Here is a 12,564-nt window from a genome sequence, read left to right as displayed (position 1 = left end):
CGCCGTGGTCGACCAGCGCCAAGGAGGTGCGTGACGCCTGCGACAGGGGGCTTACGCCCCACCTTAACCGCCCGCACCCGGGGCAACCACCAGCAGCGGGTGGTCCCCGACCTCGACAACGAGTCGACCGTCCCTGGTCGCCACCGGCCGGCCCGTGGTGCTCTCGCGTGGATCGACTACGCTCGCCGTCCCGCTCGCTCCTTGCAGCTGGACGGTCACGGTGCTCACGGCGCGTGGGTAGTAGGGCGCAGAGCGCCACAACGCCAGCAGCGATCGCCCGCGGCCGCGCGGGACGATCAATAGAGCACGTACGCCGGGATCGGCGCGGATCGCAGCCTTCCGCACAGGGAGGGAGCGCGCTCTCGCCGCCCGCGCGACCGTGCGGAGCAGGTTTCGGACCGCTACGAACGCCGGCTTGCGACTGAGGTCGGAGCGCAACAGGCCGTAGTGGAGCTCGGGGTCGCGCCGGCCAGGCTCGGGCAGCTGGTCGACCAGCTCGTAGATGTAGGTGCGTTCGATGCCCGAGCGGAAGTGCTCGAGCAGCAGAGCGGGAAGGAACGCTGCCGCTTGCTCCTCGCTGACCGCGGGCTGGCTCGCGCCACGCGCAGCGAGCGCGTTGTGGTATCCGGCCTCGGTCGCCCAGACCCGCCGCACGCCACCGCACACGGGCCGCATACGGGCGATCTCGAGCGCGATCCGCGCCGGCGTGGGCACCCGGCCGCCCGGGTACGGATGGATGTTGCAGATGTCGATGTGGCGTGAGAGCGCGCCGACGGTCGACGGCGACTCCCAGCGAGCGAAGGAGGGTCCGACGAGCGGCACTCGCGCCAGAACGTTGTGGGCGCGCTTGCGGCGAGCGAGTTCGAGCGTGTAGCGGTACAGGCGGTTCTGCCACCCGCGCGTGCCGTCGAAATGGTCGAGCTCGTTCGGCGCCTCGACGGCTTCGGTCGCAGCCCGCAGCGGTCCCGCCACCGCTGCGATCAGCTGGCGCGCACCTCCGCCCGGGTTCATGCCAGGCTTGCCGAGGATGAAGAGAAAGCGCATGCCAGCCCGCCGTGCCCGGGCGACGGCCGCACGGTAGCGGGCGTTCCAGCCGTCCCAAGAGGGGGATGGGTTGGCGTACGCCTCGTCGCGTAGGTGGCGCACCCCGAGCTCGCGTAGGCGCTCGACGAGTTCGGCCCAGCGCGCGTACGTCGTGTCGAAGTAGGCGAGGTGGGTGACGACTCCCACCGAATCGAGAAAACGCTCAGCGCCGGCGGCGGGCACCGGCACCCTGGCAGCGAGGCGATCATCGCCTGCGCGCGCACTGGCGGCGCCGGCCGTCGACTCGATCCCCGCCTTCCCCGCAGCGATCGCAACGGCGGCGATCGTCGCCGCCGCCACTAGGCGCCAGGATCGCCAGCGACCGCGCGCAAGGACGACTCGCGCTGGACGCCTCATCCCCTGCACGCGTTCGGAGTCGGCGCTCCGGAACGGCACCCGCAGGCTCGACGGCGGTGGTGGACGTTTCGTCGATGGTCGACCGGCCCGAGAGCGCAAGACCCGGGCGCGGAGCCGCGGCAGGTCGTAGGGTTCTGCCAGCCCCCGAGCGACTTCCTCGGCGTACCGCACGTGCAGCTACACGACCGTGCCGACAGGCGTGCGCGCAGCGCTCCGGCGCTGCGGTCGACAGTCCGCCGCTTGACGAGCGGAGAGTTCGCACGCGCCGGCTTCGTCACCTACGTGTTCGCCGCTGGCGGCCTCCTGGCCAACCTCGTCACGGGCGTCATGACCGCCCGTCTGCTCGGACCGGAAGGTCGCGGCATCGTCGTGGCCCTCGCGTCCGGGGTGCAGCTGTGCGGGTTCGTGTTCGCCGCCGGCGTGGCGCAAAGCCTCGCCTATTTCGCGGTCCGCGAACCGCCGCTCGCAGCGCGCCTGCTGGGCGGTTGGGCGATCGCGCTCGCGCCTTTCGCCCTCCTCGGCGTCGCTTGTGCCGAGCTCCTGTTGCCGCTGATTTTCGCGGGCGAGCCGAGCGCGGTCGCAATCGGCCGCTGGTTCGCGCTCGCGGTCGTGCTGATCGTCGCGCTGGAGCTGTCGTACGGCGTGCTGCTCGCCCGCAACGACTACTTGGGTTTCAACCTGGTGCGACTCGGCCAACCGACCTTGACCGCGCTCGGCTATGTCCTTCTTTGGAGCCTCGGCGCTTTCACCGTCGCGGGCGCGCTCGCGTCGCTAGCCGTCGCGACGGCGATCGTCGCTGCGTTCGGGATCGCGCGCGGCGGGCGGCGGTTGGGAATCGCTCGTCCCGATCTCGGCCTTGTCCGCCGCTCGCTCTGGTTCGGTGTCCGCGCCCAGGGGTCGACAGTCGCTGCGAGCGTGAATGCCCGACTCGACGTCGCGGTGCTGCCAGCTTTCGCGAGCGCTGGAGCGGTGGGTCTCTACTCGGTCGCGACGAACGTGTCGCTGATCGTCTACCAGCTTGCGAGCACGTTCGCAGCCATCGTCCTGCCCGTGGCGGCGAGTGACACCGCCGAGCGTTCACGACGCAAGGTCCTGATTGGAACGTTGGGCACGATCGCGGTGTGCGGGGCGCTTGGTGCGGTTCTGGCGATCGCGGGCGAGCCGCTCTTGGGACTCGTCTACGGCGCGCAGTTTCGGGCGGCGATCGATCCGCTGCGCCTGCTCGTTCCCGGCGCCGTGCTGTTCGCGGCCGCTTCGGTGGTCGCGTCCGGGCTCGCAGGGGCTGGAAGGCCGTTCACCGCGACGTTCGGTTATGGCGTCGGGGCGATCGTGATGGTCGGCGGGCTCGCGCTGTTCGTGCCAGCAGGCGGTACGACCGCGGCTGCGATCGTTTCGAGCGTCTCGTATGCAGTCGTTTTCCTCGCTCTGCTGGCCGCCTATCGCCGCGTAGCGCCGGCGACGGTCGGTGGCGGCGTCTCTCCCCCAAAGCCAGGGGCGGAGAGCCCGTCTGCGCGGGCCCGTAAACCCGCGCACGGTCGCCCGCGCTAGCGGCTACGTGCGCGACCGCGACGAGCGGTGCGCGCGCGACGGCAGCTGCCATCGGTGTTGCGTACGCAGCCCGTCAGCTTGCGAACAAGACGCACGTAAGCCCGCCACACCGGCTTGCGGACGAACGATGCTGGAGGGTTCCAGGCCAGCAAGCCTGCGTAGTCGAAGACGTTCTCGGGATCGCTGAAGCGACTCACCCACGAATACCAGTAGACGCGCCCTACGCGCACCGTGCGATCGCGGGCGGCGCGCGCGAGCAAGGTGTGAACGCGAGCGACGATCGCTGGCGCGCGACGGTCGTCGGTGACGAACGGACGCTGGTAGCTCGGCACGGGCACGCGCCCGCGCGCGGCCGGCCAGCCCGTTTCGGTCACCCACAGCGCGAGATTGCCGTCGCCATGGCGCGCCATGACTGTGCGCACTTTCCGCAACGCGAGGACGAGGTTCTCGGGCCGGCCGGTGTAGGTCTGCACAGCGACGACGTCGAAAAGCCCGCGCGCCCCTGCGCGGTAGAGCCGGGCAAGATCCTCCCACGCCTTGAAAGTGAGACCGGCCAGCACCACACGCGCCCACGAGTCGGCGGAGCGCACCGCTCGGTGCGCTACGCGCAACAGGCGCACATACCCCCCCGGGAAGGCGTACTCGGAGCCGGGCGGGGCTGCCCACTGAAAGGTGAGCGTCGGCTCGTTCCAGATCTGCCAGTAGCGGATCGGGCGCCGCGGCAGCTGCGGATGGTCGCGCCAGAAAGATCCGAAGCGGCCGTACCGCGCTATCAGCGCCTGCAGGAACGCTGCGTATGCCTCGTTGTCGCGCGGTGGGGCAGCGATCTCGCCGCTGCTGCGCGCCCACGCAGGCGCATACATGACGACGGGCAGGATCTCGATGCCGGTGCGCGCTGCGCGCGCCATGACCGCGTCGGTCGCCGTGAAGTCGATCGCACCGGCGCGCTCAGGCTGCATCAACGACCAGTTGAAGAGCACACGAGCGGTCTCGACCCCCGAGCGGCTCATCAGGTTCCAGGCGGCGTCTTGGACGCGAGGTGTCGCACGCTCGATCCCGTCGCCCCAGTACATCCCGAAAAAGGTGCGCGGCACCGCCCGCTTCGCGGCGAGGGTGCTGCCAGGCGCGACGGCGAGCGCGATGGCGAGGGCTAGGAGCGTGGCCGCGCAGGCACACACCGCCACCCATGGCGCAGACACCACGGTTGACGCCGCGCGGTAGGCGCCGCTCACGCGGCGCACCCTCCGTGTCCTGCGAACGCGCAAGATTTCCCTGAGCCCCCGCTCGTCCGTACGTCTAACACGTCGGGACGCGGGAAGTAGTGGAGCGCTGCGAGAAGAACGGGCGAAGCCGCCCCATACGCCTCGCAGAGGGCGAGCGCGTGTACGCCTAGCGGCCGGTGAGCGAGCGTGCAGCTGCGCGGTAGGCGGCAAGCGCCGGCATCGGTTGGAAGCTCCAGCCCGGCCCGATGCGGAGCAGGCCGCCGTAGTCGAAGATCCAGTTCTTGCTCGCGTAAGGGCTGGCCCACTCGTACCAGTACACGCGCCCCAGGCGTACGTTCTTGTCGCGCGCAGCTTTGCGCGCCATCGCGAAGAGATCCTTGACCTTCCGCGCCATCCCCGCATCGGTCGTGGCAAAAGGTCGCTGCCCGCGCGGGAACTTCGCACGCCCGAGGGCCGCAGGCCACGAGGTCTCGGTGATCCAAAGCCCCTTGCGCTGGTCGTGGTACTTGCGCATCACGCGGCGCAGGTACCGCAGGGTCTTGTACAGGTTCGAAGTCTTGCCGGTGAAGGTCTGGCTGGCGACAACGTCGAAGCTGCCGCGTCCGCCGGCGCGGTAGATCTGCTCGAGGTAGCGCCAGGAGTCGGTGGTCAAGCCGGCGAGAACAACCTTTGCCCCCTTGTCCGCCTGCTTCACCGCCTTGTAGGCGGCGCGGAGCACGCGCACGTAGTGCGCGGGGAAGCGGTACTTGCGCTCCTTGCGGCTGCGCGAGACGTCCCAGCCCCACCACGCGTGCGGCTCGTTCCAGATCTGCCAGGCGCGAATCGGGCGCCGCGGCAGGTCGGGGTGGTCGCGCCAAAACTGACCCTCGGGGCCGTAGCGCTGGACGAGGAGGCGCATGAAGCGCGCGAGGTCGGCCGGGTCGCGGGGAGGTGCTGCCGGCCGCTTGGCGATCCGCGCCCAGCTCGGTGTGCCGAAAACCACCGGCAGCAGATCGAGACCGGTGCGCGCGGCACGGGAGACGAGCGCGTCGAGCGTGCTCCAGTTCGGTGCCTCACTGCGCTGGGGTTGAGTCTCGGCCCAGTTGAAAACGGTGCGCACGCTCTCGACGCCGCTCGCGGCCATCGTCTGCCACTGGGCGTCCTGGATCGGCGGCGGCGCCTCGGCCGCTTGGTTACCCCAGTAGACGCCCATGAAATTGGCAGGAACGGCGCGCTTGGCGGACGCGGGCGCTGCGCCGGATGCCAAGACGAGGGACGCGGTCAGCGCCACCAACCATGGCGCGCGGCCCCGGAGGGAGCGCCGCTGACCGCGGGGGCAAGCAATCGGGGGCTGGGGGTGGAAAAGAAGCATCCCTGCTGCGAACACGAGCCGGTTGCGATCGTTGCGGGGAGGGCGCTCGCCAACCGATGCCTCTATCTGTTGAGCGAACGAGACCGCGTGTCCCTTTCTACCAGGCTGGCACCGCTCGCGCCACGGCGCACCCCACCGATGGCACGCCGTGTCTAGTTAGGGATGAAGTAGAACGGGTTCGGGTATTTGAACGCCCGATCGGCGTGGCCGCCGGCGAGGTCGGACTCCTGGTCGCCGACGTTCGCGATGACGTCGTATCCGTGTTGCTCCAGCGTCGCGCGCGCTTCCGCCTTGAAGCGCGCCGTGGGCGCGTCGGTCGGCTTGTAGAAGGCGCCGTCCCAATCGCGGTAGCCGACGCGACGCAGGTTGTCTTCGCGTACCTGACGCAGTTGCGGTGGTGTGCCGGTGATGAAGAACACGGCCATGCCGAGCCGCTTGGCGAAGTTGAACAGCTCGAGGGTAGGCGCGATCGCGTCGCCCCCGAGCACCGCACCCTGAGCGACACCGACCTGCGAGAACCCGGTAGCGGCGAGGTAGCGGTAGTTCGAGAGGCTCGTCTCGTCGATATCGAGAACCAGCGTCGGCTTGCCTTTGAAGCGCCGCGGCTCGATCCGGCGCTGGCGGCACGTCCGCACCCGCCGGTACAGCGGCTCGCGCACCCTCCGGTACACCGTGCGCCCCCGCGCGCCGCCACGCGTCGCTGTGCGCACGCGCGTGTAGTAGGTACGGGTGGCCCGTCGGAACTCCGTGGCGCACACGCGTTCGACGCGCACCGGCCGAGCCGCCTCCGCCATCCGTGACGCGATGTACTCGCGCGCCGCGCGGGCGACGGCCGCGATGTCGCGCTCGTACTGACCGGAGTCGTGGTACTCACGCAGCCGCGGCAGGAACTCCGCGGGAGCAGCCCCGAAAGTGCCGCTGGCAGGCACCACCGGCAGGCCGAGCGCGGTCGGGCGGGCGCCGAAGATCGTGCCGCCGCCGAGCTGATACGGCACGACGGGCTCGCTCGCGCGTGCCGGCTCGACGCCAATCGCAGCGTGGCCCGCGGCGAACAGCACCGCTGCGACAGCGGCGACGAAAAGCGAGACACCGGGCGACGACCGGCGCTGAACCACGCGCCGCGCTCTCATCGCTTGCCTCCTGCGAGCAGGGGACCGACCGCGTCGGGTAACGGCGCCTGCGAGCGTCGCGAGGTCGACGTGCGCAACCGGTCGGCAAGCTTCTTGGGCTCGCGGAACATCTCGTCGAACGCAGCAGGTCGGTAGTCGAAGCCGACACGCTCGAGCCACCCCGAGCGCACCAGCTTCATCACCGGGTGCCGCTGCTCGGCACCCGCGGCGAGCGCCGTCGACATGGCACAGGGGCGGGACACCACGTGCGGCGGATCGGGAAGCGGTGGCACGTCGACCCGCGGCTTGCGCTGCCAGTCGAACGCCGTCGCGATGTTGTTAGCCCGTGCGTCGCGCACCGTCAGCGCGGGCAGCCGGAAGCGGTAGCGGATCATCCGCAGGATCGATTCGAAGCCGAAGACGGTGTGCGAAACGTGCCGCCGCCGCACCCACGGCGAGACGATCACCGCCGGAATGCGGATCCCCATCTGTCCGAAATCCGCCATCGGATCGCGTGAAGCACGGGCGTCCGGCACGCGCGGCGGCGGCACGTGGTCGAAGAAGCCGCCCCACTCGTCGTAGACGATGAACAGCGCCCCGCGGCGCCACTGGGGCGAAGACATGAAGGCATGAACGACATCCGCCATGAACGCTTGGCCAGTGCGGACGTCGCCGTGCGGGTGCTCGTCACCCGAAACGCCGAGCCCGGCGCCTGCTCCAGCCCCACCGAAGTTGGGGTCGACGAACGACACGTGCGGCAACGTCCCCGTCGCGCAACGCGCGTAGTACTCGCTGATCGGCGCCGAGATCGCGAGTCCGCGCGCTCCCCACAGAGCCGTGACCGGGACGTCGCAGTAGAAGTAGCGGTGCGACACGCCGGCCCGCGCGAGCTGGTGCCAGATCGTCGTCTCCCACGGGAAGCCAGTCGGGTAGCCGGCCTGCGGTGGAAGGCTGTTGTCCTTGAGTCCGTAGGACTGCGCTGCGTGCATGTACTCGCGGTTCGGGAACGTCGGCCCAAGCAGCGAGCAGAAGAAGCGATCGCAGACGGTGAACGTCTTGGCTGCGTCGTGGATGAATCCGAGGTCGCCTTCGCGGTAGTAGGAGATCGCGAAGACATCGTTCTCCCCCGAGCGCAAGAACCCGTCCATGCGCCCGCCGTTCACCTGGACGCGCCCGCCCTCCCAGGAGTGATCGGGATCGGGATGCCCGCACCCCTGCCAGTCGGGCGCGAGCGGTCGCGTCGCAACCAGCCGCCCGTCGTCGTCGCGGTAGCGCAAACCCGCTTGCCGGCCGTCGGCGTAGGGAAGCCAGCCAAGATAGTGGTCGAACGAGCGGTTCTCCATCATCAGCACGACGAACGTGTCGACGGGCATGTTGCGCGGCGACGGCAGGCTTTTGCGCCGCTCGCGACGGGCCGCCTCAGCGACGAGCTGGTTCGGCGTCAGCGTTAGCGCCGCCGAAGCGGCGACACCGGCGGCAAAGGCTGTGCGAACGAGAAACTCGCGCCGGCGCAAGTACTCCTGCGGATGCTCCGAGAGCAAGCGCTCGTCACGCTCGTCGCGCGGACGCTCGAACTGGTTCACGCTTCACCCCCTGCCCTTCGCTGCCGTCCGTGAATGCGCAAGCGCTCATCTTGCGGCGGTCGGCGCCAGCGATTGTAAACCGGCAGTTACGTTGCGCGCGGAGCTTCGTTCCGCGGCTGTTAGCGCCCTCGGCAGCGGCAACAGCTTCTAGCGGCGCACGACGAACGGGCCGCAAGCCGCCCGCTCTCCTCGCGCAGCGGCCGGCCATCCTCGCCTTTGGGAACGATCCGCAGTTCCCTTCCTGTCACGGTGACCTGCCCGTAGGAGAAGCGGTCGATCACCGAGCAGCGCATCCCCACCCCAGCCGGCGGTGCTGGTTCGAAGAAGACGTCGTCGACCAGCCGTCCTGCTCCCGACCGGCCGACCGCGGTGTCGATCTCGAGACCGAAGTTGGCCGTTGCCGCCGGCCCGACCGTCACCTCGAGTACTCCGCTGGGCTGCGACCCGCCCGCCTCGAGGGTTCGCAGGCGAACATCGTTGACGAGCGTCGCGTGGACGTCGGTGGTGATGACCACCGTGCCCGGTACGCGCGCGATCGCTCGCACCAGCGTGCGCCGCTCGGCCTCGTAGCCCTCCCAACGGTCGTACGGGAGGGCGTAGAACTGCTGCATCGGCACCTCGTTGACGACGACCTTGAAGCGCGCACGCGAGCGGCGCAGATCGCTGAGGAAGCGCTCGCGCTGGGCACGCCCGAGCATCGTCCGTGCCGGCGAGCGAATCGTCTCGAGGCAGCGCTGCGCCACCGGCGCGGCGAGCGAGGGAACCAGCGCCGCGAAAAGCGCGCGCTTGTCGGGAGGGGCTGTGGGCGCGAGATCCGGTTCGCCCGTAATGGGGTTGTCGCACACCCAGCCCGCCGAGGCCTTGGACGAACGGAAGGAGCGCTCGTCGAGGAAGAAAAGCTCGAGGTTGCGTCCCCAGCGCACCGACCGGTAGATGCCGAGGCGCCGCGAATACGCGACCGGCGCGTAGTCGCGGAAGGCGCGCACGCCGCGCTCGTAGAGCGTGCGGCCGTCGATCCGCACACCGTTCGAAAACTCCCTCTCGAACGGCGAGAAGTCGTTGACGAACTCGTGGTCGTCCCAGTGCGAGAAGAGCGCCGCGCTGGCACGCAGTTGGCGCAGCGGCCGCTGCTCGAGGTTGCGGCGGTACTTGGCCCACTTGGCTGCGACCGTAAGGGCGATCGGGCGTAAGGCGCCGGGTACCTCGCTGTCCGAGTAGATCGTGTCGCCGAGCAGGATGTTGAAGTCGTTGCGCTCGCGCGCCATCGCCGCGAAGATGCGGAAGTCGTTCCAGTAGGGGCGCTGCGCCCCGGGTGCGGGGGTGGCGTCGAAATCGCCCGTCCAGGCGAAACGCACGGTGACGCTTTTGCGACTGGCGGGCGCTGTGCGGAAGGTGCCGAGCGGGCTGCGCGCCCGCCCGCTGCGGAAGCGGTACCAGTAGCGCGTTCCCGGCGCGAGGCCGCGCACCGTCACGCGGACCGTGAAGTCGTGGGCAGCGCTAGTGCGCACGACGCGCGTGCGCCGGGCACGCCGCAGGCGGCGGTCGCGCGCGACGACGAGCTCGACCCGTGCGGCTCGGTCGAGGCGCGTCCAGAGCGTCACTTGGTCACTCCGTGGCTCGCCAGCCGCAACACCCGAGGTGAAGCGGACGCTCGCGGCGGCCGTAGCTCGCGACGTCTCGCGCCCCGCGGCGGCAAGCGCCAGTGCCGCGCAAACGGTGACGACGAGCAGAGCCGCAACGCTGAACGGTCCAACCGACGCTGCGGTCGAAGAGCGAGCGCCGCGCACGGCCCGAAGCTACCGCCGCCGCGCGCCCCTTGCAACAAGCTGTGAACCATGGTTCACTACTTATTGACGGTGGCCTACAGGCGTACCGCAGAAGACGTGGCACGCTCGGCGCGCACACGTGCGCGCATCGTCGCGGCGGCGCTCGCGGCGGTGCGGGAAGGCGGCTTCGCCGCGGCGAGCGTGCGTGCCGTCGCGCTGCGCGCGGGCGTGTCGGTCGGCTGCGTCTACCGCCACTTCCAGTCCAAGGGGCACCTGCTCGAAGAGGTCTTTCGAACAGCCTCGGAACGCGAGCTCGCTGTGATGGCCGAGACCGCGCGCGCACACGCGAGCTCCCCGGTCGCGGAGCGACTCGCGGCGTGCGGCGAGGCCTTCGCCCGGCGCGCGCTTGCGGCACCGCGTCTCGCCTACGCGCTGATCGCCGAGCCTGCCGGGCCAGAGGTGGACGCAGCACGGCTCGAGCTTCGCCGCGGCTACCGCGACGTGATCGCCAGCGTGCTGCGCGAAGGGGTCGCGCGCGGCGAGCTCGCTCCGCACGATTGCGAGGTGATGGCGGCAGCGCTCGTCGGCGCGATCGCCGAGGCGCTCGTCGGGCCGCTTGCCGCCGAGACGGTGCGCGCTTCGGGGCGCGAGGCGCTCGTCGCGGCGCTGGTCGGGATCTGGGTGCGCTCGCTGCCGCTGCGCGACCGCCACCGACGACGACCACCGCGGAGCGCCGCGAAGAGCAGAGACTTAGACCATCGAGGACGGGTACTGACACCAGCCAGGACGGGCACAGGGGATGGACACGACCAACAACACGACGACCGCGGTCGCTAGCGCGCCGCAAGCCGCTAGCGAACCACCATCGAAAGGCCGCATGCAACCGCCCAAGCGGGACACGCACGAGGTTCGCAACCAACCGCCGCCGCTGCGGCCGTACAACGTCTACACCGCCGACGAGGCGCTACGCGCAGCGGTCGAACGGGAGGGCGCGAGCTGGGCGCAGGCGGCGCTCGTCGAGTGCGGCGCGCTCGCCGGCTCTCGCGAAGCGTGGGAGCACGCCGAACGCGCCGAGCGCAACGAGCCGCGGCTCGTCACCCACGACCGCTACGGCCACCGCGTCGACCGCGTCGAATGCGACCCCTCCTGGCACTGGCTCCTGCGCGAGGCGATCGATCGCGGGATGGCGGGAATGCCCTGGCGCGAGCCGCGCCCGGGCGCGCACGTGGCGCGAGCGGCCCTGTTTTTCCTCTGGACCCAGGTGAGCTCAGGGGTGATGTGCCCGGTGTCGATGACCTACGCGGCGGTGCCGGCACTGCGTGTCGATCGCGATCTGGCCGCACAGTGGGAACCGCTCCTCACCGCCTGCGACTACGAACGCGGTGCGCTCTGCGGTATGGCTATGACCGAAAAGCAGGGCGGCTCCGACGTGCGCGCCAACACCACGCGCGCCGAGCCGATCGGCGACGGCTGGTGGGAGCTGTGGGGCCACAAGTGGTTTTGCTCCTATCCGCCGTGCGACATCTTCCTCACCCTCGCGCACACCGATCGCGGGCTTTCGTGCTTCGTCTTCGAGTCGAGCGACCCGGGCTTCCGCCTCGTTCGGCTCAAGGACAAGCTCGGCACCCGCTCGCTGCCGTCAGCCGAGGTCGAGTACTGGGGCGTGCGGGCGCGCCTGCTCGGTCCCGAGGGCGAGGGCGTGAAAACGATCATCCGCATGGTCAACCACACGCGCCTCGACTGCATGATCGGATCGGCGGGTGCGATGCGTTTCGGGCTGGTCGAAGCGGTTCACCACGCCCGTCACCGCGCGACGTTCGGGCGGCGGTTGGTCGAGTGGCCGGCGATGCAGAACGTCCTCGCCGATCTCGCGATCGAGTCCGAGGCAGCGACGGTCGCGACGCTGCGCGTCGCCCGCGCCTACGACGAGGACGACGCGCCCCTGCGGCGCTTCGCGACTGCCGTGATGAAGTACTGGATCTGCAAGCGCGCGCCGATCCACGCCGCAGAAGCGCTCGAGTGCCTGGGCGGCAACGGCTACGTCGAGGAGTCGGCGATGCCGCGCCTCTACCGCGACGCGCCGATCAACTCGATCTGGGAGGGATCGGGCAACGTCGCCGCCCTCGACGTGCTGCGCGCCATGGCGAAGGAACCCGACGGTGTCGAAGCGTTCCTCGCCGAGTGCGAGATCGCCCGTGGCGCCGACCGCCACCTCGACGATCACCTCACGCGCGTGCGCGCGCAGCTCGCCGAGCTCGCGGCCGGCAAGATCGACCCGCAGTGGGCTGCGCGTCGCACGGTCGAGGATCTCGCTTTGGCGTTCCAAGCCGCGCTGCTCGTTCGCCACGCGCCCGCGCCGGTCGCGGACGCGTTCTGTGCCGGGCGGCTCGGCACCGAGCGGGGACGCGTCTTCGGCACGTTGCCAGCCAACATCGACAGCGCGGCGATCGTCGAGCGCGCGCTGGCCAGCTAACCACCTAAATCTCTCTCGCGCGCGACGCGAGCGGTTAGGCTGGAAACGACAGCCGCCGTTTTCGGGACGGA

9 protein-coding genes are annotated in these 12,564 nt (G+C 70.3%); 3 read left to right on the top strand and 6 right to left on the bottom strand.

The window, feature by feature from the left end; genetic code table 11:
• Window positions 1-63: 63 nt before the first annotated feature.
• Window positions 64-1,383 carry a hypothetical protein gene (locus JDY09_RS02390; protein ID WP_274717407.1) on the bottom strand — a complete coding sequence of 440 codons (1,320 nt, stop codon included), beginning with the start codon at window positions 1,381-1,383 and terminating at the stop codon, window positions 64-66.
• A 297-nt stretch (window positions 1,384-1,680) separates the two neighbouring features.
• On the opposite strand from JDY09_RS02390, the gene JDY09_RS02385 reads away from it, so the two are divergent.
• Entirely contained in the window at window positions 1,681-2,988 is a 1,308-nt protein-coding gene (locus tag JDY09_RS02385) for an oligosaccharide flippase family protein (protein ID WP_274717406.1), read from the top strand.
• Here JDY09_RS02385 and JDY09_RS02380 read toward each other — a convergent pair.
• From JDY09_RS02380 to JDY09_RS02360, 5 genes are all read right to left on the bottom strand, one after another.
• Window positions 2,985-4,220: a beta-galactosidase gene (locus tag JDY09_RS02380; protein WP_274717405.1), complete on the bottom strand. Its 1,236-nt coding sequence runs from the start codon at window positions 4,218-4,220 to the stop codon at window positions 2,985-2,987. The two genes, JDY09_RS02385 and JDY09_RS02380, sit on opposite strands and share 4 nt — an antisense overlap.
• Before the next feature lie 157 nt (window positions 4,221-4,377).
• Window positions 4,378-5,457, bottom strand: coding sequence for a glycosyl hydrolase 53 family protein (locus JDY09_RS02375; RefSeq protein ID WP_274717404.1), 1,080 nt, complete (start codon window positions 5,455-5,457; stop codon window positions 4,378-4,380).
• A gap of 257 nt (window positions 5,458-5,714) precedes the next feature.
• The gene (locus JDY09_RS02370; protein ID WP_274717403.1) at window positions 5,715-6,692 is read right to left on the bottom strand and encodes an HAD family acid phosphatase; all 978 of its coding nucleotides are present in this window, start codon (window positions 6,690-6,692) and stop codon (window positions 5,715-5,717) included.
• The gene (locus JDY09_RS02365; RefSeq protein ID WP_274717402.1) at window positions 6,689-8,254 is read right to left on the bottom strand and encodes an alkaline phosphatase family protein; all 1,566 of its coding nucleotides are present in this window, start codon (window positions 8,252-8,254) and stop codon (window positions 6,689-6,691) included. Before JDY09_RS02365 ends, JDY09_RS02370 begins: the two co-directional genes overlap by 4 nt.
• A gap of 119 nt (window positions 8,255-8,373) precedes the next feature.
• The gene (locus tag JDY09_RS02360) at window positions 8,374-10,041 is read right to left on the bottom strand and encodes an alkaline phosphatase D family protein (protein ID WP_274717401.1); all 1,668 of its coding nucleotides are present in this window, start codon (window positions 10,039-10,041) and stop codon (window positions 8,374-8,376) included.
• Between the two features lie 48 nt (window positions 10,042-10,089).
• Between JDY09_RS02360 and JDY09_RS02355 the strand changes: the two genes are divergently transcribed.
• A complete protein-coding gene (locus JDY09_RS02355) occupies window positions 10,090-10,857 on the top strand; it encodes a TetR/AcrR family transcriptional regulator (RefSeq protein ID WP_274717400.1) in 768 nt (255 codons plus the stop codon).
• A gap of 40 nt (window positions 10,858-10,897) precedes the next feature.
• Window positions 10,898-12,493, top strand: a complete 1,596-nt coding sequence (locus JDY09_RS02350; protein WP_274717399.1) for an acyl-CoA dehydrogenase family protein — start codon at window positions 10,898-10,900, stop codon at window positions 12,491-12,493.
• The last annotated feature ends 71 nt before the right edge of the window (window positions 12,494-12,564 follow it).

It is taken from the genome of Thermoleophilum album, assembly GCF_028867705.1.
In the GTDB taxonomy this organism is placed as follows: Bacteria; Actinomycetota; Thermoleophilia; order Solirubrobacterales; family Thermoleophilaceae; genus Thermoleophilum.
This window is presented reverse-complemented; position numbering and strand designations above follow the sequence as displayed.